The organism is Burkholderia sp. BCC0397, assembly GCF_902832865.1.
In the GTDB taxonomy this organism is placed as follows: domain Bacteria; phylum Pseudomonadota; class Gammaproteobacteria; order Burkholderiales; family Burkholderiaceae; genus Burkholderia.
In genome coordinates, this window is the sequence record NZ_CADFDL010000001.1 from 124,661 (window position 1) to 143,170 (window position 18,510).

General features: G+C 68.4%; 19 protein-coding genes and 1 pseudogene. 10 read left to right on the forward strand and 10 right to left on the reverse strand.

Annotated elements, in window-relative coordinates; all coding sequences use genetic code 11:
- Positions 1-45: 45 nt before the first annotated feature.
- Positions 46-1,047 (reverse strand): arginine deiminase-related protein, encoded by a 1,002-nt coding sequence (locus HWX03_RS00580; protein WP_175869871.1) that lies wholly within the window; start codon positions 1,045-1,047, stop codon positions 46-48.
- A gap of 57 nt (positions 1,048-1,104) precedes the next feature.
- Positions 1,105-2,184: an ornithine cyclodeaminase gene (locus tag HWX03_RS00585; RefSeq protein ID WP_175869872.1), complete on the reverse strand. Its 1,080-nt coding sequence runs from the start codon at positions 2,182-2,184 to the stop codon at positions 1,105-1,107.
- A 295-nt stretch (positions 2,185-2,479) separates the two neighbouring features.
- On the opposite strand from HWX03_RS00585, the gene HWX03_RS00590 reads away from it, so the two are divergent.
- The gene (locus HWX03_RS00590; protein WP_059237585.1) at positions 2,480-2,911 is read left to right on the forward strand and encodes an Lrp/AsnC family transcriptional regulator; all 432 of its coding nucleotides are present in this window, start codon (positions 2,480-2,482) and stop codon (positions 2,909-2,911) included.
- Positions 2,912-2,946: 35 nt separating this feature from the next.
- Here the strand turns inward: HWX03_RS00590 and HWX03_RS00595 are convergent, their stop codons facing one another.
- Genes HWX03_RS00595 through HWX03_RS00615 form a run of 5 tightly spaced genes read right to left on the reverse strand, consistent with a single transcriptional unit; the run spans position 2,947 to position 6,779 of the window.
- Positions 2,947-3,540, reverse strand: coding sequence for a peroxidase-related enzyme (locus HWX03_RS00595; RefSeq protein WP_175869873.1), 594 nt, complete (start codon positions 3,538-3,540; stop codon positions 2,947-2,949).
- The gene (locus HWX03_RS00600; protein ID WP_175869874.1) at positions 3,537-4,067 is read right to left on the reverse strand and encodes a hypothetical protein; all 531 of its coding nucleotides are present in this window, start codon (positions 4,065-4,067) and stop codon (positions 3,537-3,539) included. Before HWX03_RS00600 ends, HWX03_RS00595 begins: the two co-directional genes overlap by 4 nt.
- The gene (locus HWX03_RS00605; RefSeq protein WP_175869875.1) at positions 4,064-5,524 is read right to left on the reverse strand and encodes an NAD(P)/FAD-dependent oxidoreductase; all 1,461 of its coding nucleotides are present in this window, start codon (positions 5,522-5,524) and stop codon (positions 4,064-4,066) included. Before HWX03_RS00605 ends, HWX03_RS00600 begins: the two co-directional genes overlap by 4 nt.
- On the reverse strand, positions 5,521-6,534 hold the full coding sequence (locus tag HWX03_RS00610; RefSeq protein WP_175869876.1) for a LysR family transcriptional regulator: 1,014 nt from the start codon (positions 6,532-6,534) through the stop codon (positions 5,521-5,523). Before HWX03_RS00610 ends, HWX03_RS00605 begins: the two co-directional genes overlap by 4 nt.
- 53 nt (positions 6,535-6,587) lie before the next feature.
- The gene (locus HWX03_RS00615; protein WP_175869877.1) at positions 6,588-6,779 is read right to left on the reverse strand and encodes a hypothetical protein; all 192 of its coding nucleotides are present in this window, start codon (positions 6,777-6,779) and stop codon (positions 6,588-6,590) included.
- A 109-nt stretch (positions 6,780-6,888) separates the two neighbouring features.
- Between HWX03_RS00615 and HWX03_RS00620 the strand changes: the two genes are divergently transcribed.
- The 4 genes from HWX03_RS00620 to HWX03_RS00635 are packed head-to-tail and all read left to right on the forward strand — an operon-like array spanning position 6,889 to position 11,563.
- Entirely contained in the window at positions 6,889-8,082 is a 1,194-nt protein-coding gene (locus HWX03_RS00620) for an ABC transporter substrate-binding protein (RefSeq protein WP_060212769.1), read from the forward strand.
- Between the two features lie 39 nt (positions 8,083-8,121).
- Positions 8,122-9,933 carry an ABC transporter permease gene (locus tag HWX03_RS00625; RefSeq protein ID WP_006495668.1) on the forward strand — a complete coding sequence of 604 codons (1,812 nt, stop codon included), beginning with the start codon at positions 8,122-8,124 and terminating at the stop codon, positions 9,931-9,933.
- Positions 9,934-9,944: 11 nt separating this feature from the next.
- The gene (locus HWX03_RS00630) at positions 9,945-10,802 is read left to right on the forward strand and encodes an ABC transporter ATP-binding protein (RefSeq protein WP_175869878.1); all 858 of its coding nucleotides are present in this window, start codon (positions 9,945-9,947) and stop codon (positions 10,800-10,802) included.
- The gene (locus tag HWX03_RS00635; protein WP_175869879.1) at positions 10,799-11,563 is read left to right on the forward strand and encodes an ABC transporter ATP-binding protein; all 765 of its coding nucleotides are present in this window, start codon (positions 10,799-10,801) and stop codon (positions 11,561-11,563) included. The genes HWX03_RS00630 and HWX03_RS00635 overlap by 4 nt, the downstream gene beginning before the upstream one ends.
- Before the next feature lie 15 nt (positions 11,564-11,578).
- Here HWX03_RS00635 and HWX03_RS00640 read toward each other — a convergent pair whose 3' ends face one another.
- The gene (locus HWX03_RS00640; protein ID WP_175869880.1) at positions 11,579-12,142 is read right to left on the reverse strand and encodes a DinB family protein; all 564 of its coding nucleotides are present in this window, start codon (positions 12,140-12,142) and stop codon (positions 11,579-11,581) included.
- A 100-nt stretch (positions 12,143-12,242) separates the two neighbouring features.
- On the opposite strand from HWX03_RS00640, the gene HWX03_RS00645 reads away from it, so the two are divergent.
- Together HWX03_RS00645 and HWX03_RS36795 are read left to right on the forward strand one after the other, a co-directional pair.
- Positions 12,243-12,854, forward strand: coding sequence for a TetR/AcrR family transcriptional regulator (locus tag HWX03_RS00645; RefSeq protein WP_244132548.1), 612 nt, complete (start codon positions 12,243-12,245; stop codon positions 12,852-12,854).
- A gap of 86 nt (positions 12,855-12,940) precedes the next feature.
- Positions 12,941-13,382, forward strand: a pseudogene (locus tag HWX03_RS36795) (hypothetical protein).
- A 37-nt stretch (positions 13,383-13,419) separates the two neighbouring features.
- Here the strand turns inward: HWX03_RS36795 and HWX03_RS00655 are convergent.
- Together HWX03_RS00655 and HWX03_RS00660 are read right to left on the reverse strand one after the other, a co-directional pair.
- Entirely contained in the window at positions 13,420-14,841 is a 1,422-nt protein-coding gene (locus HWX03_RS00655) for a sensor histidine kinase (RefSeq protein ID WP_175869883.1), read from the reverse strand.
- Positions 14,828-15,493, reverse strand: a complete 666-nt coding sequence (locus HWX03_RS00660) for a response regulator transcription factor (protein WP_174429308.1) — start codon at positions 15,491-15,493, stop codon at positions 14,828-14,830. Before HWX03_RS00660 ends, HWX03_RS00655 begins: the two co-directional genes overlap by 14 nt.
- A gap of 237 nt (positions 15,494-15,730) precedes the next feature.
- Between HWX03_RS00660 and HWX03_RS00665 the strand changes: the two genes are divergently transcribed.
- The 3 genes from HWX03_RS00665 to HWX03_RS00675 all read left to right on the forward strand — a co-directional run bounded on the left by HWX03_RS00665 (position 15,731) and on the right by HWX03_RS00675 (position 18,491).
- Entirely contained in the window at positions 15,731-16,756 is a 1,026-nt protein-coding gene (locus tag HWX03_RS00665; protein ID WP_175869884.1) for an ABC transporter substrate-binding protein, read from the forward strand.
- A 101-nt stretch (positions 16,757-16,857) separates the two neighbouring features.
- Positions 16,858-18,168 (forward strand): MFS transporter, encoded by a 1,311-nt coding sequence (locus HWX03_RS00670; RefSeq protein WP_175869885.1) that lies wholly within the window; start codon positions 16,858-16,860, stop codon positions 18,166-18,168.
- Positions 18,169-18,296: 128 nt separating this feature from the next.
- Positions 18,297-18,491 carry a hypothetical protein gene (locus HWX03_RS00675; RefSeq protein WP_244132549.1) on the forward strand — a complete coding sequence of 65 codons (195 nt, stop codon included), beginning with the start codon at positions 18,297-18,299 and terminating at the stop codon, positions 18,489-18,491.
- Positions 18,492-18,510: the final 19 nt, after the last annotated feature.

The window sequence follows — 18,510 nt, forward strand, 5'->3', positions numbered from 1 at the left end:
CGGTGCATTGCATCGGCAGCCGTTTGCGCTTTGCCAGCCTGCCGGTCAGATCTGCGGCGTCGTTTCGCGTGGCGATGCGGCCGATTCCACGGTGATCGCATCCGGCGCGGTTGCCCGCCGCGCGAGATGAATCCCCGCGAGCATGCAGCGCACCGACCCGCCGGCCAGTTCGATCGTCGGCACGTCGAGCGGCAGCAGCCGCGCGGAGCGCTCGATCACGGTGCGCTGGTCGTGCGTGAGGCAGTCGAACGCGCGCCGCGACAGCGCGAGCACGCGGCCATCCTTCCCCGACAATTCCAGCGTATTCCCCGCGAAATTCGCGATTTGAGACGGATCGAGCGCGATCACCGCGCGCCCGGCTTCGGTCAGCCGTTGCGCAATGTCGCCGCGGCGGCGTCTGTCGGCGATCAAATCGAGGCCGACCATCGCGAACTCGGTCGCGACGCTCATCATCACGTTCGTGTGATAGATCGGCTTGCCGTTCGCGTCGGCCGTGTCGAAGCAGATCGGCTCGAAGTTGAAGTGCGTGCAGAAGCGTTCGAGCGCGACCGGATCGGCACGGCGCGAGCGCGCGGTGTACGCGATCCGCGCGACGTGGTCGAGCACCATCGCGCCGGTGCCCTCCAGGAACACGTCGTCGTATTCGAGGCCCGAGTAGTCGATCACGTCCTGCACGCGATACTCGGCCTTCAGCATCTCGATCACATCCGCACGCCGCTCGCGGCGGCGGTTTGGGCTGTGCATCGGATACAGCGCGATATGGCCGCCCGGATGCGTCGAGAACCAGTTGTTCGGGAACACGGAGTCGGGCGTGTCGCGCTCGCCGTGGTCGTCGAACACGTGCACGTGCACGCCCGCATCGGCGAGCGTTTGCGCGGCGGCCGTGACTTCGTTGCGCGCGGTGGCCGACACCGACCGCGTGTCGTTTGCGCCGCTGCCGGCCGTGCGCTGGAACGCGTTGTCGGCCGCGGTCTGCGGGTTCGGCAGGAAGCGGTGCGGCCGGATCATCACGACGGCGGACGGCGCCTGGATCGATACGAGATTCATGAACGGTGGAGGTAAAGGCGGGAAACCGGGCGGCGCGCATGCCGCCCCGGGGGACGATCAGCGCGCGAACGCGGCGACGGCTTCGGTCACGAACGCCGCGTGGCCGTGCGCGATCGCGGCCGGATCGTCGATCAGCGCGAACAGGTTCTTCGGATCGACGGCCGGCGGAATCAGCGCGATCTCGACGCCCGCGTTGTGCTGCTGCGCGAGTGCGTACAGGTAGCGCAGCGCCGAGTAATCCTCGAGTGCGAAGCCGACCGAGTCGAACACCGTGACTTCGTCCGCGCGTTCGCGGCCGGTCGTCTCGCGCTGCAGCACGCGCCACAGTTCGGTCACGGGGAAGTCGGCCGGCATCTGCTGGATCTCGCCCTCGATGCGCGACTGCGGCTCGAATTCGACGAACACACGGCCCGCGTTCAGCACGCCCGCGTCGAGTTCGGTCTTGCCCGGGCAATCGCCGCCGACGGCGTTCAGATGCATGCCGGGCTCGATCATGTCGGCCGTGACGATCGTCGCGTACGCCTTGTCGGCGGTGACGGTCGTCACGATGTCGGCGCCGCGCACGGCGTCGGCCGTCGACGCGGCGCGCACGACGCGCAAGCCGGGGTACGCGGCGAGGTTCCGCACGAGCTTGTCGGTCGCGCGCGGATCGACGTCGAACACGCGGATTTCGTCGATGCCGAGCAGCGTGTGGAACGCGATCGCCTGGAATTCGCTTTGCGCGCCGTTGCCGATCAGCGCCATCGTGCGCGAATCGGGCCGCGCGAGCGCCTGCGCGGCGAGGACCGACGTCGCGGCCGTGCGCAGCGCGGTGGTGAGCGTGAGTTCGGCGAGCAGCAGCGGGTAGCCGGTATCGACTTCGGCGAGCGCGCCGAACGCCATCACCGTGTGCATGCCGCGCGCCGCATTGACGGGGTGGCCGTTCACGTACTTGAACGCGAACAACGACGCGTTCGCGACGGGCATCAGCTCGATCACGCCGTCGCGCGAGTGGCACGCGACGCGCGGCGACTTGTCGAAATCGGCCCAGTGCAGGTAGTCGGCGCGCAGCGTGTCGACGAGTTCGCGCAGGAACGTCGTGACGCCGGTTTGGGCGATCAGGCGGGCGGTGGCGGGAACGTCGAGGAAGCGAGTCATCGGTCTGTCTCCATATTCAGTGCCGGTACGGGTGTCCGGGTGTTCTGGTCGACCGGGCGGGGCTTCGGCGCGAATCCGGGCTTCCTGAAAAAGCAGCGGCGCGGCGGGTCGGCCGGTCGATGGAGTCATTATTTCCGTGAGTCGAGCCAACAAAAAGACGGCAAAAGTGGCAGATTTATCGATAGACTGAGCAAATTGCCAGCTAATTCCGGCAGTTTGCTCGGTACGCGCTGGCCGGAATGCGCAGCCTCCGGCACGCTGGCGGCCGGTTCACGCTCAACAGGAAGACCCGTTCATGATCACGCTCGACGACGTCGACCGTCAGCTCATCGCGCTGCTGCGCGACAACGCGCGACTGCCGGTCGTCGCCTTGGCGAAGGCATTGCGTGTGGCGCGCGCGACCGTGCAGAACCGGCTGACGCGGCTCGAGAAAAACGGCGTGATCGTCGGCTATACGGTGCGGCTCAAGCCGGCCGCCGAGCGGCACCGGATCCGCGCGCTGATGTCGATCGCGGTGCAGGGCAATCGCGGCGCGGAGGTGGTGAAGGTGTTGCGCGGGCATCCGAACGTCGCGTCGATCCACAGCACGAACGGGCGCTGGGATCTCGTCGCCGAGCTGCATGCCGATTCGCTCGAACACTTCGATCGCGTGCTCGGCGCGATCCGGTTGATCGACGGGATCGCCAATACCGAGACGAGCATCTTGTTGTCGACGCACAAGGCGTGACGCGGGCGCGGCCCGCGCCACGCTTTTCCGTGCGGTCAGGCGCTGGCCGTCGGCGCCGGGAACACCGGCTCACCGAGCGTCAGCATCAACCGGTTCGCCCACGCGAAGATCGCGATGGCGTGCGACAGGTCGAGCATCTCCTCATGCGTGAGTCCTTCGGCTTCGAGCGCGGCGATGTCGTTTTCGTCGATCGAGTCGGGCCGTTCGGTCAACGCGATCGCATAGCGGAGGATCGCGCGTTCGCGCGCCGTGGTGCCGGCCGTCGCCGGATCGTCGAACACCTGTTCGATCGCATCGGTGCGTTTCGCGAGCTGCGCGAAGCGCTGCGCATGCACCGACGCGCAATACACGCAGCCGTTCACGCGCGATACCGCCGTGCTCGCCAGTTCGCGCTCGGCGCGCGACAGCCCGCCGGGGCCGTACATGATTGCGTTGAACACGCCCGAGCGCTGCCGCAGGATCTCGGGAAGATGGACGAGCAGCAGGTAATAGTCGGATGTTTTCGCTTGTGGGTGGCTCGCTTCGAGCACCGCGAGCTGATCGGGCGTCGCCGCGTCGAGCGCTACCGTGTCGAGCCACGCGCGCCAGCCGAGCGTGTCGAATGTGAAGCCGTGAGCGGCAGTCGTCATGCGGCCTCCTTGGCGGCGCGTGCCTGAAGTGCCCGTGCGGCCGCGGCGACGCGCAACTGATACGCGACGAACGCGACGAGCTGCGACAGCGCGACGATCGCGGGCGTCGTGAGCCCGGCCGATTTCAACGCGTCGAGATCGGATGCGCGTGCGTCGACCGGAGCGTGCGTCAGGCGCTTCGCGTGCAGCAGGACCGCGCCGAGGCGTCGGGGCAGCGTGTCGAATGCGTCGGCATCCACGCGTTCGATGTCGTCGGGCGTGCCGCCTGCGTCGAGCAGCCGGGCGCGATAGATGTCGGCCAGCGCGTGCGCATTCGACTGCCGTGCGACATACCGCGCCGCATGCAGCCGCTCGATCAGCGAAAGATCGGGCAACGCGGGATCGAACTGCGCGGCTTCGCTCAGTTGCGTATGCAACAGCACCTTGTCGCGTGCGCGGCGCAGCGCGGCGACGGCGTCGCCTTCCCGCAGGCCGGCTGCCGCGTCGATCGTATCCGGCACGACGGCCGGCGTGATGGAGTCAGTCATCGTTTTGGTTTTCCTTGGTCGTCAAAGTGATCGATGGCGTCGGCGTCGCGCCATTCGTCGCCTTGCAGTTCGGCATTCGCGTACGCGACGAGCGCGTCGTAGTGGCGGTCGCGATCGGCATCGAACAGCCGGCTCGCAATGCCGCGCGCCAGCCGCTTCGCGCCTGCGCTGATGGCCGGGATGTCGCCGGACAGCTTGCCGTGGCTCAGGCTCGCCGCATGGTTGAAGCAATGGATGCGCGTGACGGCCGGGCAGGCGTCGCGCTCGCGTTCCTGGAATGCGAACGCGGGGCCGAGGTCGGGCGACTCGGCAAGCTCGTCGAGCCACAGCGCCGGTTCAGGCCGATACCGATCCTTCCAGCGCCGCACGTGCGCGCCGAACGACGCGAATTCCTCGCGCGTCGTCCAGTCCGAATGAAAGCCCGTCGCGAAGATCAGGAAGTCGACCGTGTAGCGTCCGCGCGGCGTCGTCACGTCGAGGCCATCCGCATGGTCGGCGAGCGTCTCGATCAGGCTGCCCGCATGGAAATGCGCATGGTCGTGGTGCGATACGCGCAGCACGCTGTCGCGCGGCGGCGGCGTCTGCGACGTCAGCGCGTAGTGCATGAAGCGCCACTTCGTCGCGTCGTCGAGATCGGCGTAGCCGTGCACGAGGCCCGGGCTGCCGATGCCGGTCAGCTTGTTGATGCGCGGAATGTCCGCGCGGCGAAAGAACAAATCGACGCGTGCGGCGCCCGCTTCGAGCGCGGTGCCCGCGTTGTCGAACGCGGACGCACCCGCGCCGACCACGCCGACACGCTTGCCCGCGAGCGCGGCGAAATCGATCGGCTCGGACGAATGGGCCCAGCGCGTGCGCGGCGCGCGCTGGGCGACGGGCGGCACGTACGGGCCGCCGAGCCCGTCGCGGCCGGTCGCGAGCACGACGTGCCGCGCGAGCAGCGTCTGCGCTTCGCCGTTGCCGCGCACGTCGAGCGCGAGCAGCCCGTCGTCGCGCGGGCGCAGCGCGACGAGCGTCGTGTCGTTGCGCACCTGCAGGTCGAGCACGCGCCGATACCAGCGCAGGTAGTCCATCCATTGCGGGCGCGGGATCTTGTACAGCGCGTCCCACGCGTCGCGGCCGTATTGCGCCTCGAACCACGCGCGGAACGTCAGCGCGGGCAGGCCGAGCGCGGGGCCGGCAAGCTGCTTCGGCGAACGCAGCGTCTCCATCCGCGCGAACGTGACCCAGGGGCCTTCGTAGCCGGCCGGCGCGCGGTCGATCACGCACTGGTTGTCGATGCCGAGCAGGCGCAGTTCGGCGGACGCCGCGAGCCCGGCCATGCCGCCGCCGACGATCGCGACGTCGAGCACGCGCGCGCCGTCCACTTCGCGCGGCGGCACCCACGACGGCGCGGGCAGGTCGAGCCAGCGCAGATCTTGCGCGAGCCGTGCTTCGAGTGCATCGAGCGGGGTCGTCATGCGGCCTCCGGGCGCGCACGGCGGGCACGGGTCGGGCGAGGCGGGCGCGCCGCGCGGTCGGTGCGCAGCCGGTCGCCGCGCAGCAGCGCGTCGTGCGCGGCGGCGTCGTGAAAGATCACGTCGTCGAGCAGCGTGCGCGTCGTGCGATGCAGCGCGTCGAGCAGCGCATCGACGGCCGCCGTGCGGGCCTTGCCGGCCGGCGTCGCGACGCCGAACGCGAACGGGATGTCGACGTCGAGCGCTCGCGCGACGACGCCGTCCACCGGCAGCGCGACGCCCGTGGCCGGATCGACGATGCCGATCCCGATGCCCGCGCGCGCGGCCATCACCGCATTCAGCGACGCATTGGTTTCGATGAACACGCACGCATCGACCCGCGCGGCCGCGAACGCCGCGTCGATCCGCTGGCGCAGCCGGTGCCGGTTCGCGACCGTCACGATGCGGCGCCGCGCGAGGTCGCGCAGCGCGATGCGCGGCTTTGCCACAAGCGGATCGTCGGCAGGCAGCACGGCAACGCACGGCGTCTGCGCGATCCAGTGCACGTCGAGCCCGGCATGCGCCATCGGCAGCGTGACGACGCCGACATCGGCCGTGCCGGCCAGCACCTCGTGCACGACGTGCTCGGCCGATTCGCTGCGCAACTGGTAGTGCGGCGCATGCGCGTCGTCGGGCAGCGCGGCGAGCGCGGCCGGCACGAGCGTGGCCGCGAGCGACGGCGTGGCCGCGATGCGCACCGGTTCGGCGGTTTCGTCGCCGAGCGCGCGGGCCCGCGCCTCGATCGCGCGCAGGCCGACCAGCGAGCGCTCGACTTCCTCGTACAGCAGGAACGCGCGCCGCGTCGGCGTGACGCGCGGGCCATGCCGGTCGAACAGCGCGTAGCCGAGATCGGCTTCGAGTTCCTGGATCTGCCGCGTGACGGCAGGCTGCGAGCGGCCGAGCAGTTCGCCCGCGCCGGTCACGCTGCCAGCCGACATGACCGCGGAAAAGGCTTCGAGTTGATGCAGCTCCATGACGCGTTCCGATGATGCGATTTGCGCATTGTAGAAGTGCGAGCATGCGCGATTCATATAATGATTTTTGCTATCGACAGCGCGGAAACTGCGAAGCGCGCGATCGTCGCGGCGGCCGATCGTGCGCGCATGCACGCCGATTGCGCACGGTCATAAGAACGAAACGCCAATCGAATCAACGCGATGCGATGCGTGCCGGCACGTCGCTCGATGCAGGGCGTATGGATGACGTTCGCGAACGTCATCCGCTTCGCGCCGCGTGCGATATCGATATGCACAAAACTTCGTTGGATCGTCCGGAACCGGATGGTTACATGCCCTCACTCTTTTCGACTGACTGAAGCTGGGGGACGCATGAACGTTTCGGGGAACGACGCGCGCGGCGCATGGCGGCGCGTGCTGGGCACGGTGGCGGCACTGGCTGCCGCATGGGGCTTGTCGACGGGCGGCGCGCTTGCGGCCGGCGTGTCGGGCGAACCGGTGGTGATCGGCGTGAGCGGGCCGCTCACCGGCCAGGACGCGCAATACGGCGAGCAATGGAAGCGCGGTTTCGATCTCGCGCTCGACGAGATCAACGGCAGCGGCGGCATTCACGGCCGGCCGCTCGCGATCGACTTCCAGGACAGCCGCAGCGACCCGCGCCAGGCCGTGGCGATCGCGCAGAAATTCGTCGCCGATCCGCGCATCGCGATCGAGCTCGGCGATTTCTCGAGCGCGACGTCGATGGCCGCGTCGCCGATCTACCAGCGCGGCCAACTGATCCAGTTCGGCTTCACGAATTCGCATCCGGATTTCACGAAGGGCGGCGACTACCTGTGGAGTACCGCGCTGAGCCAGGCCGAGGAGCAGCCGCTGCTCGCGCGCTATGCGGTGAAGGAACTCGGCTTCAAGCGCATCGCGGTGCTGTACCTGAATACCGACTGGGGCCGCACCAGCAAGGACATCTTCGCGAAGGCGGTGACGGGGCTTGGCGCGCAGGTCGTCGCGGCCGAAGGTTACCAGCCGGCGGAGAAGGATTTCCGCTCGACGCTCGTGCGGATCGGCGCATCGAAGCCCGATTCGATCGTGCTGATCTCGTACTACGCGGACGGCGCGCAGATCGTGCGCCAGGCGCGCACGTCGGGCGTCGCGCTGCCGATCGCGGCGGTGGGCTCCGTGTATTCGCCGAAGTTCCTCGAGCTAGGCGGCACGGCCGTCGAAGGCGTCTATACGGAATCGAACTTCTTCCCGGCCGAACCGCGCCCCGAGGTGCAGGCGTTCGTGCAGCGCTATCGCGCGAAATTCCACGCCGATCCCGATTCGTTCGTCGCGCGCGCGTACGATGCGCTGATCCTGTCGGCGGAAGTGCTGCGCCGCTACGGCACGACGCGCCAGGCCGCGCACGACGGTTTCGCGAAGGTGAGCGACGTGCCGAGCGTGATCTTCGGCAAGGTGCGCTTCGATCCGCAGACGCGCCGCGTTGCGGGCGCACGCACCGTCTATCTGGTCGTGAAGCAGGGGCAGTGGGCGCTGTGGGACGGCGCGAAGCCGCAGCTCGCCGCGCGCTGAATCTGACATGAACCGCATGCAAGTGACGGACGCATCGTGATGGCTTCCTGGCTCGACTACACGCTCAACGGCCTCATCGTCGGCAACATCTACGCGCTGCTCGCGGTCGGGCTCGCGCTGATCTTCGGCGTGTCGCACCTGATCAACTTCGCGCACGGCTCGGTGTACATGGTCGGCGCCTTCATCGGCTGGCTGTGCCTGACGCGCTTCGGGCTGCCGCTGCCGGTCGCGCTCGCGGCGGTCGTCGTCGGCTGCGGCGCGCTCGGCATCGCGATCGAGCGGATCGGGCTGCGGCCGCTGCGCCATGCCGCGCGCATCGCGCCGCTGCTCGCGACGATCGGCATCAGCTTCATCCTCGACCAGCTCGCGCAGCTCGCGTTCGGCGCGGACCCGCGCGCGGTGCCGACGCCGCTGCCCGACTGGCACGTGCGGATCGCCGGCGCGACGCTCGGCTCGCTCGACCTGCTGATCGCGGGCATCGGCATCGCGGCGGCCGCGCTGCTGTACGGCTTCCTGCGCTTCACGCGGCTCGGCTGGGCCGTGCGCGCGACCGCGCAGGATCGCGACGCGGCGCTGCAGATGGGCGTCGACGTCGACCGCGTGAACCAGACCGTGTTCGCGATCGCGTGCGCGCTCGGCGGCGTGAGTGGCCTGCTGGTCGGCATGTACTACAACAGCATCGATCCGGCGATGGGCTTCCAGGCGACGCTGAAGGGCGTCGTCGCGCTGCTGATCGGCGGGCTCGGCAACGTGCCGGGCGCGATCGCGGGCAGCCTGCTGCTCGGTCTCGTCGAAAGCTACGGCGTCGCGCTGTTCGGCACGAGCTATCGCGACCTGTTCGCGTTCGGACTGCTGATCGTGTTCCTCGTGTGGCGGCCGAACGGCTTGTTCAGCGCGAACCGCGCATTGCCGCCCGAGCCGATGACGGGCACCTTCCTCGCGGCTGCGAAAGCCGTGCGCGTACCGCGCCCGGTGCTCGTCGTGCTGATCGCGGCGGCGGCCGTGCTGCCGTGGCTCGGTGCATCGCCCTACGTGTTGCAGACGCTGACCAACGCGTGGCTGTACGGATTGCTCGCGCTGAGCCTCACGCTCGTCGCGGGCACGGTCGGGCAGATCTCGCTCGGCCATGCCGCGCTGCTCGTGATCGGCGCGTATGCGTCGGCGCTGCTGTCGTCGGATCTCGGCTGGTCGCCGGCCGTGACGATTCCGTGCGCGGGCGCGATCACGGCCGTGCTCGGCACGCTGCTCGTCTATCCGGCGTTCCGGCTGCGCGGGCATTACGTGTCGATCGCGACGCTCGGCATCGGTGAAGTGGTGAGCCTCGTGATCCTGAACTGGGACGGCTTGACGCGCGGCCCGCTCGGCATCACCGGCATCGCACCGCTGCCGTGGGCGACGACCGCACGCGCCGCGTACTGGTTCACGTTCGCGGTGCTCGTCGTGTTTGCGCTAGTGCAGGTGCGGCTGCTGCGTTCGCATCTGGGCCGCACGCTGCGCGCGGTGCGCGAGGACGACGTCGCCGCGCGTGCGCATGGCATCGCGCCGAACCGCTACAAGGCGATCGCGTTCGCGGTCGGCGGCGTCGCGGCGGGCGTGAGCGGCGGCATCGCCGCGCATCTGTACAGCTACATCAATCACCAGACCTTCGACTCGCAGGTGTCGATCCTCGCGCTGACGATGGTGATCCTCGGCGGGCTCGGCAACGTGCTCGGCGGCATCGTCGGCGCGATCGCGCTGATCGGGCTGCCGGAGCTGTTCCGCTGGGCGGCCGATTACCGGATGCTGATCTACGGCCTCGTGCTGCTGCTGCTCGTTCGGTTCCGGCCGCAGGGCCTGCTCGGCACGGTGTGAGGAGGAATGCGATGACGACCACTCGACCCCTGCTCGACGTGCAGGGCCTCACGCGCCGCTTCGACGGCGTGACCGCGCTCGACGGCGCGAGCCTGACGCTGGCGGACGGCGAGTTGCTGAGCGTGATCGGCCCGAACGGCGCGGGCAAGTCGACGCTGTTCAACCTGATCGCGGGCGCCGACCGGCCCGATGCCGGCCGCGTGACGTTCGACGGCCGCGACATCACCGGCTCCGCGCCCGAACGGCTCGCGGCGCTCGGCATCGCGCGCACGTTCCAGCACGGCCGCGTGTTCGGCAACCTGAGCGTGCTCGACAACGTGCTGATCGGCGCGCATGCGCGGCTGCGCGCGGCACGGACCGGCTGGCCTGCGCTCGGTGCGGCGGCCGAGGTGTGGCGTGCGCTCGTGCGGCCCGCGTCGGTGCGGCGCGAGGAAGCCGCGTTGCGCGAAGAGGCGCGCACGATCGTCGCCGGGTTCGGCGAACGGCTCACGCCGCGCATCGATCATCCGGCGCACAGCCTGTCGTATGCGAACCGGCGGCGCGTGGAGATCGGCCGCGCGCTCGCGCTGCATCCGCGCCTGCTGCTGCTCGACGAGCCGACGGCCGGGATGAACGAGACCGAGACCGCCGAGATGCTGCAACTGATCCAGTCGCTGAAGGCGCGCGGCCTGACGATCCTGCTGATCGAGCACAAGCTCGAACTCGTGATGCGCGTGTCCGACCGCGTGATGGTGCTCGACAACGGCGTGAAGATCGCCGAAGGCGCGCCGAGCGACGTGCGGCACGATCCGCGCGTGATCGAGGCCTATCTCGGCCGCCGCCACGCGGGCGGCGCCGCGGCGGCGCGCACCGTGCAGGCGGCCGCATGACCGTACGTTCTTCCGGACCCGAGTCAACTATGACCGACGCGCTGCTGAAACTCGAACACCTCGACACGTTCTACGGGCCGGTGCAGGTGCATTTCGACGTGAACTTCGAAGTCGGCCGCGGGCAGATCGTCAGCCTGCTCGGCGGCAACGCGAGCGGCAAGTCGACGACGATGAAGCTGATTCTGGGGCTGATGCGGCCGAAGCGTGGTGTCGTGCGTTTCGATGGCGACGACGTGACGGCGCTCGCGACGCCGCAGCGCGTGCGGCGCGGGATCGCGGCCGTGCCCGAGGCGCGGCGGCTGTTCGGCGACATGAGCGTGCGCGAGAACCTGCTGATGGGCGCGTACACGCGCGGCGATCGTGCGGCGGTGACCGAAGACTACGAACGCGTGCTCGACCTGTTTCCGCGCGTACGCGAGCGGCTCGCGCAGCGCGCGGGCACGCTGTCGGGCGGCGAGCAGCAGATGCTCGCGATGGCGCGTGCGCTGATGGCGCGGCCGAAACTGATCTGCATGGACGAGCCGACGATGGGGCTGTCGCCGCTGTACGTCGACAAGGTGCTGGAGCTGATCGACGCGATCAACAAGCAAGGGGTGACGGTGTTCATGGTCGAGCAGAACGCGAGCCTCGCGCTGGAGATCGCGCACTACGGCTACGTGCTGCAGACGGGGCGTGTCGTGCTGGAAGGGCCGGCGAAAACATTGCTCGACGATGAACGTGTGCGCGATGCGTATCTCGGTGGGGAGGCGGTGGCGGTGTAGCGGGCGTGGCGTGCGTCATCGCCCGGCATTCGCCGAGTTCGCGTCTCCGATCTCGCCTTGAAGCCTGCGCTCGGGCTCCGTCCGATGCAAGTGAACGGCGTAAGTGTCCCAAGGGAGCTCGATATCCTGTGCCGAACGCGCGGCCGCCTGAATCATCAGTCTGCCCGCTTCGCCGCGATGATAGCCGCCGTGCGTGACGACATGGGTCAGCATCTCTTCGCGCGTCATGTATCCGTTGTCGCCATCGGTAAACGCAAAGGGAATCGATTCCGACAGCATGTCGGGTGTCGCGGCCTCCACATAGTCGAGATACCAGCGATCGAGCGTGGCGAATGCCGCGCGCAGGGCTTCCGGCTCCGGCGTGTCAGGCGTGTTGTCGGACACGAAGCCGTGACGCGCGCCGGTCAGATGCGACGCGAATATCCGGTTCACCACGAGGCAATGGTTCATCAGCCGCAGCGCGAGATGACGTGCTTGCGCATGCTGCACCGCGTCGAGTCCCGACATCGCCTTCAGCATTTCGTCATTGGCCCATGCCTGGTAGCGCAGCATGCGGGACAGGAGTGCGTTCGCGCTCATGGTCGTTTCCTTGTCGGGTTCGCCTAATATGTGAGCTTCGCCACCATTATTTTCAGTGGGAGCCCGCATGTCCACTCGCGTTTCCAATGCAGCCGCCACGATGCGCAAAGCCCCGCGGCAGGCCCGTTCACGCGCGACGGTGGACGTGATCGTCACGGCCGGGGCTCGCGTTCTGGACAAGCACGGGTGGGCCGGATTCACGACCAACGAGGTCGCGCAGGTCGCCGGCGTGAGCATCGGCTCCGTGTATCAGTATTTCCCGAACAAGCTCGCGTTGGTCGATGCGATCCGGCGCCGCCATTTCGATGACGTGCTCGCGGTGCTGCAGCGCGCGCACGATCGTCGGGCGAGTACGGGGCGTCTGGTCGAAGGCCTGATCGGCGACCTGATCGCCGCGCATCGCGATTACCCTGCGCTGCACCGGGCGCTGCTCGATCTTCCCGATCCGGGCGGGGCGAAGGATGCGTATGACACGTTTCAGAAGGAATATCTGCGCCGGTATGCGCTGATCGTTGCCGCGTGTCGCGGGCGTGCGCCGGTCAAGGCCGATACGTTGACCGCGCAGGTGCTGTCGTCCGCGCTCGAAGGCGTCGTGCACAACGCGGCCCGGCGCGGGGTGCTGGCGAATCCGAAACTGAAGCGCGAGCTCGTCAGGCTGGCCTGCGGTTACCTCGAAGATCACGGCGCCGCGACGGCGAATGCGTGTTCATGAGCCGCGCGGAATAAATCGTCATGGACACCGAAATTCACGGTAGATTGACGATCTCCTGATCTCGAACACCACGAGGTTGCCGCGCCATGTTGACCTATTCCATCCAGCAAGTCGGCTACGATTTCAATCGGCTCGATCAGCAGGGCGCGACCGACTACGCGTCGTTCGTTCATGCCTTCGATGCGTTCCCTTGGGCGGCCCAGCACGTCGAATGGAACGAGACGCAGGACGGCCCGCTACCGGCGCTCGTGCTGCAGCATGCCGACGATCAGCGCGAGCTGTGGGTGACTGCGTTGACGGATGCGCATTCGGACGGCTTCCAGCTGAACGCGGTGTCCATGCGGATCAAGAAGGGGTGGTTCGGGATCGGGAACGGAAAACTGGAGCAGCAGGTCGATACGATCGATGGCGACAAGCGTGCAGACGTCGATACGCTGTGCCGGCTGTTCTGCGATCGCCAGTACGACGAACTGGACCAGCGGGGTGGCGCGGCAGGCGGAGCGCAACCGGTTCGACAACGACGATTGAGTGGCTGTCGCGCATCATCCGGTGCGAATTCGCCGGATTACGCCTTTTCTGCGTCGATCCCCACCGCTCGCGGAAACGTCAACACCACCGCGAACCCGCCCGCATCGGGAAACGCAAACCCGACGCATCCGCCGTGCGCCTTCATCACTTCCTGCACGATCGCGAGCCCGAGCCCCGACCCCGTGCGCCGCTCGCTGCTGTCCGGCGCGATCCGCACGAACGGCTGCAAGGCCGCGTCCCAATGCTCGCGCGGCATCCCGCACCCGTTGTCGGTGACGGTCAGCGTCACCGCTTGATCCGCGTTGCCGGTGGTCGCGACCGACACGACGATGTCGTCCGCATGGCCGTGCAGCAGCGCGTTGTGCAGTACGTTCGACAACGCTTCCTGAAGACTGATCGCATCGCCGTCGATCCATGCCTGCGGCGCATCGCTCGCGAACGCGACGGCCACGTCGCGCTCGCCGGCGAGCGGAATCGTGCGGCCCAGGACCTCTTTCGCGAGCGCGACGAGTTCGACCGGTTGCAGCGGCACGGCCTCGGTGCGATGAATCACCATCGCATGATTGAGCAGCTGGCCGGTGAGCCGGCCGACGTCCGCGCTGGTCGCGCGCAGCGCATCGAGCCGCGCCGCGTGACGCGCGGGGTCGGATTCGCCGTCGAGCAGCTCGATCTGCGCGTCGAGCCGCGCGAGCGGCGTGCGCATCTGGTGCGCGGCGTCGGCGATGAAGCGCTGCATCGCGTTGATCCGCTCGGCGAGGCGGTGCATCAAGCCATTGATCGACCCGATGATCGCGTCGATCTCGCTCGGCGTATCGACGGCCACCGGCCGCAGGTCGGCCGGGTCGCGCGCGGCGATGATCGTGCCGATCTGCGCGAGCGGGCGCAGGCCGCGCCGGATCGCGAGGCCGCTTGCGCCGATCGCGAGCACGCTCATCAGCAGGATCAGCGTCCACACCTTGATGCTCATGTCGTTCGTCAGCTGCTGGCGCGCATTGGTTGTCTGCGCAACCGTCACGAGCGCCCAGCCCGGCGTGCTTTCCTCGGGCATGTAGCGTGCGATGGTCGCGGTGCGGATCCGGTGCCCCTGGTAGACGGCATTCGCGAACGCGGGGCCCTGCTTCGCGGCGGCGAGCGTCGCGGGGCTCGCGAGATCGTGGTAGCCGGCCACGACCACGCCGCGCGAATCGACCACCTTGTAGTAGACGAGGTCGTAGCGCGACAGCGTCGACAGCGCGGCGACCGGCGGATTCAGCGCGAGCACGCCGCCTTGCACGTACAGGTTTTCCGCGACCTGGATCGAGGCGCCCGCCAGCAACTGGTCGTATGCGCGTTCGGCCGCGACGCCCGCGTAGTAGCGCGCGATCGCCGCGAGCGCGAGCGCGCCGGTCGCGACGACGAGCGCGATGAACAGCAGCGTGCGCCCGAACAGCGTCTTCGGGAACCAGTCAATGCGCGGCAATCTGATACCCCATCCCGCGTGCGGTGCGGATCTCGACCGAGCTGCCCTGCAGCTTCCGGCGCACGCGCGTCACGTATTGCTCGACCGCATTCGCGGTCGGCTCGTTGCCGAAGCTGAACAACTGGTTCAGCAGTTCTTCCTTAGAGAAGATGCGCTGCGGGCGGCTCGCGAGGATTTCGAGCAGCGCGAATTCCTGGCGCGACAGCGACAGCGGCTGGCCGTCGAGTTCCGCGAGGCGGCTGCTGCGGTCGATCACGAGGCCGCCGAGCGTCAGCACGTCGTTCGCGTGGCCGCTGTTGCGGCGCAGGAGCGCCTGCACGCGCGCGTCGAGTTCGCGATAGTCGAACGGCTTCACGAGGTAGTCGTCGGCGCCGAGGCCGAGGCCGCTCACGCGGTCGTCGATCGCCGAGCGCGCGGTGACGAGCAGCACCGGCGTCGTGCTGCCCGACGCGCGCAGGTTGCGCAGTACCGTGAAGCCGTCCATGCCGGGCAGGTTCACATCGAGCACGACGAGATCGAAGCGCTCGACGCGCAGCAGCCCGTTCGCGGTCGCGCCGTCGGTTTCGAGATCGACGGCGTGGCCGAGCCGGGCGAGGCGGCTGCGGATCGCCGCGCCGATTTCGGCATCGTCCTCCACGACGAGAATGCGCATGGTGCCGTTTGCAGGTAGGTGGATTAGGGGTTTTCCCGGGGCCGGGATGTCAGCATTTTCTCAGACTCGGTCGATAACCTGTGTCGAGCCGGAAGCAGTACGCAAGGACGGCATTAATACCAGAAATATTCAAGGAGACGGCAACATGCAGCATGTCATGGGCACGACGAACGCGCGTCGCGGCGCCACGCCGGCCTGCGCGTGGCCGCTGGCCGTCCGCCGCACGGCGGCGCGCGCATGACGACGTCGCCACGCCGCCGCGCGTTGATCGCCGCCGGGCTCGGCGTGCTGGGCGTACTCGCCGCGCCGGCGCTGGTGCGCGCGAAGCCGCGCACGGTGCGGATCTCGAAAGGCTATGGCGTGCTGTACCTGCCGCTGCTCGTGATGGAGAGGCAGCGGCTGTTCGAGCGACATGCGGCGCGCCACGGCGTGCGCGACGTCGCGGTCGAATGGGTGCTGCTCGACGGCGGCAATTCCGTCAACGACGCGATGATGGCCGGCACGCTCGATTTCGCGGGCGCCGGCGCGCCGGGTTTCATCGAACTGTGGGCGCGGGCGCGCGGCATTCCGAATGTCGAGGTGATCGGCATCAGCGGGCTGTCGACCACGTCGCTGTCGCTGAACGCGAACCGTCTTGCCCTCGTGTCGCTGCGCGACTTCACGCCGTCCGACCGGATCGCGGTGCCGGGCATCCGCACGTCGCTGTCGGCGGTCGTGCTGCAGATGGTCGCGAGCCGGCAGCTCGGCGCGAAGCATTTCGCGCAGCTCGATTCGATCACCGTGAACCTGCCGCATCCGCAGGCGATGCAGGCGCTGATCCGCCGCGAGAACGGCGTGACCGCGCACTTCACGTCGCCGCCGTTCTCGACGCTCGAATTGCGGCAGCCGGGCATCCATCGCGTGGTGAGCTCGGTCGACGTGCTCGGCCCGCTGACGCTCGACGTCGTGTTCGCGCCGAAGCGGCTCGTCGATGCGGAGCCCGCGCTGGCCGCCGCGTTTCTCGGCGCGCTCGACGAAGCGAACCGCCTGATCGCGCAGGACCCGCGCGCTGCGGCTGCGCTGTATGCGGCGTCGTCGGGCGTCGGCGTGTCGCACGACGACGTGATACGGATGCTCGCCGCGCCCGACACGCGCTTCTCGGTGCTGCCGAACCAGCTGATGGACTACGTCGAATTCCTGTATCTCGCCGGCACGATCAAGGCGAAGCCGCGCGCGTGGCACGAGATGTTCGCGCCGATGCTCGACGACTACCGCTCGGGTTGAGCCACGCGGGCCGCGATCCGATTCCATTCATCGAACCACCTGACGCCGGCGCGTTCGTCACGCGCGGCGCCGTTTCAACCGATTCACGCAAGGAGCCTGAAGTGAACGCTACCGACACCCTGGACCCCGCGTCCACCGAAGAACAGCGCATCATGTCGAAGATGGCGCGGCGCCTGCTGCCCATCCTCGTCGTGATGTTCCTGATCGCGTTCATCGACCGGCAGAACGTCGGTTTCGCGAAACTGCAGATGGTGCACAGCCTCGGGATGACGGAAGCCGCGTTCGGGCTCGCGTCGTCGCTGTTCTTCATCGGCTACCTGCTGTTCGAGGTGCCGAGCACGCTCGCGCTGCATCGTTACGGCGCCCGCGTATGGCTCGCGCGGATCATGCTGACGTGGGGGCTCATCACGGTGCTGATGGGCTTCACGACGTCGATGCCCGCGTTCTGCTCGTTGCGCTTCCTGCTCGGCATCGCCGAGGCCGGCTTCTATCCGGGCGTGATCTATTACCTGACGCTGTGGTTCCCGCAGAGCTACCGCGCGAAGGTGCTCGGCATCTTCACGCTCGGCAGCGCGCTCGCGAACATGCTCGGCTCGCTGGTCGGTGGTGTATTGCTGAGCCTGAACGGCGTGTGGGGGCTCGCGGGCTGGCAGTGGGTGTTCATCGCAACGGGCATCCCGGCCGTGATCGTCGCGATCGTCGTGTTCCGCGTGCTGCCCGCGTCGTTCCGCGAAGCGCGGTTCCTCGACGAGCGCGAGAAGCAGATCGTCGCGGCCGCGCTGGAGCGCGAGAAACCCGCGCAAGCCGAGCATGGTCAGCCGTGGAAGGCGCTGCTCGATCCGCGCGTGATGCTGTTCGCGGCGACCTACATGCTGATGTCGACGTCGCTGTACGGCGTCACGTACTGGCTGCCGACGCTCGTGAAATCGTTCGGCGTGTCGAGCAGCACGAACGGCTTCCTGAGCATGCTGCCGTGGGCGCTCGCGGTGGTGCTGCTGGTGTGGCTGCCGTCGAAGCTGCGCCGCGCGAAGAGCATCCTGCGCACGATCGCGATCGTCGCGGCGCTCGGCGCGCTCGGCTTCCTGCTGAGCCTCGTGCTGCCGTCGACGCCGCTGCGCTTCATCGCGCTCGTGCTCGGCGGCGCGTGCATCCCGCTGCTGTATCCGTGCTTCTGGTCGATGCCGCCGCGTTACTTTACCGGCGCGCGGGCGGCCGCGAGCGTCGCGGCGATCAACTCGATCGGCAACCTCGGCGGCTTCTTCAGCCAGAACCTGATGCCGTTCGCGGGCAAGGTGACGGGCAGCGCGTTCGGGCCGATGATCGTGCCGATCGTGTGCCTCGCGCTGCTCGGCGTCGGCGCGCTGGTCGCGTGGACGCGGTCGGAGCGGGGGATGGTGGCGGCGCGGGCGTGAGGGGGCGCGGCGCTATCGCCGCGTCGCCCGGTTTCCGATGATCTTGAAACTGCGCGACGCATGCCGGTTCGACGGCAAGTACTCGAGCGCGCTACCATGCGGTGCAAATGCGACGAGTGGAGCGTGCAATGAAGAAACTGACGACGATGAAGATGTCTCGTGATGGCGTTGTTCCCCCCAGTGTGCAGCGCGAGTTTGTCGCACGTGGACTGGCATCGCGCGACGACGCGCGGCGGACCGGCGAATACATCGATGCGGCGAACGTCCACGCGGAACTCGAGCGCATGCTGAAAGCGGTGCGCTCGACGAAGGCGGCCGACTAGACCATCGTTGTTCGGCGTC

Coding starts and splice junctions, on each gene's coding strand:
- HWX03_RS00580 (WP_175869871.1), bottom strand. CDS start 1,047: ATGAATCTCGTATCGATCCAGGCGCCGTCCGCCGTCGTGATGATCCGG.
- HWX03_RS00585 (WP_175869872.1), bottom strand. CDS start 2,184: ATGACTCGCTTCCTCGACGTTCCCGCCACCGCCCGCCTGATCGCCCAA.
- HWX03_RS00590 (WP_059237585.1), top strand. CDS start 2,480: ATGATCACGCTCGACGACGTCGACCGTCAGCTCATCGCGCTGCTGCGC.
- HWX03_RS00595 (WP_175869873.1), bottom strand. CDS start 3,540: ATGACGACTGCCGCTCACGGCTTCACATTCGACACGCTCGGCTGGCGC.
- HWX03_RS00600 (WP_175869874.1), bottom strand. CDS start 4,067: ATGACTGACTCCATCACGCCGGCCGTCGTGCCGGATACGATCGACGCG.
- HWX03_RS00605 (WP_175869875.1), bottom strand. CDS start 5,524: ATGACGACCCCGCTCGATGCACTCGAAGCACGGCTCGCGCAAGATCTG.
- HWX03_RS00610 (WP_175869876.1), bottom strand. CDS start 6,534: ATGGAGCTGCATCAACTCGAAGCCTTTTCCGCGGTCATGTCGGCTGGC.
- HWX03_RS00615 (WP_175869877.1), bottom strand. CDS start 6,779: ATGACGTTCGCGAACGTCATCCATACGCCCTGCATCGAGCGACGTGCC.
- HWX03_RS00620 (WP_060212769.1), top strand. CDS start 6,889: ATGAACGTTTCGGGGAACGACGCGCGCGGCGCATGGCGGCGCGTGCTG.
- HWX03_RS00625 (WP_006495668.1), top strand. CDS start 8,122: ATGGCTTCCTGGCTCGACTACACGCTCAACGGCCTCATCGTCGGCAAC.
- HWX03_RS00630 (WP_175869878.1), top strand. CDS start 9,945: ATGACGACCACTCGACCCCTGCTCGACGTGCAGGGCCTCACGCGCCGC.
- HWX03_RS00635 (WP_175869879.1), top strand. CDS start 10,799: ATGACCGTACGTTCTTCCGGACCCGAGTCAACTATGACCGACGCGCTG.
- HWX03_RS00640 (WP_175869880.1), bottom strand. CDS start 12,142: ATGAGCGCGAACGCACTCCTGTCCCGCATGCTGCGCTACCAGGCATGG.
- HWX03_RS00645 (WP_244132548.1), top strand. CDS start 12,243: ATGCGCAAAGCCCCGCGGCAGGCCCGTTCACGCGCGACGGTGGACGTG.
- HWX03_RS00660 (WP_174429308.1), bottom strand. CDS start 15,493: ATGCGCATTCTCGTCGTGGAGGACGATGCCGAAATCGGCGCGGCGATC.
- HWX03_RS00665 (WP_175869884.1), top strand. CDS start 15,731: ATGACGACGTCGCCACGCCGCCGCGCGTTGATCGCCGCCGGGCTCGGC.
- HWX03_RS00675 (WP_244132549.1), top strand. CDS start 18,297: ATGAAGAAACTGACGACGATGAAGATGTCTCGTGATGGCGTTGTTCCC.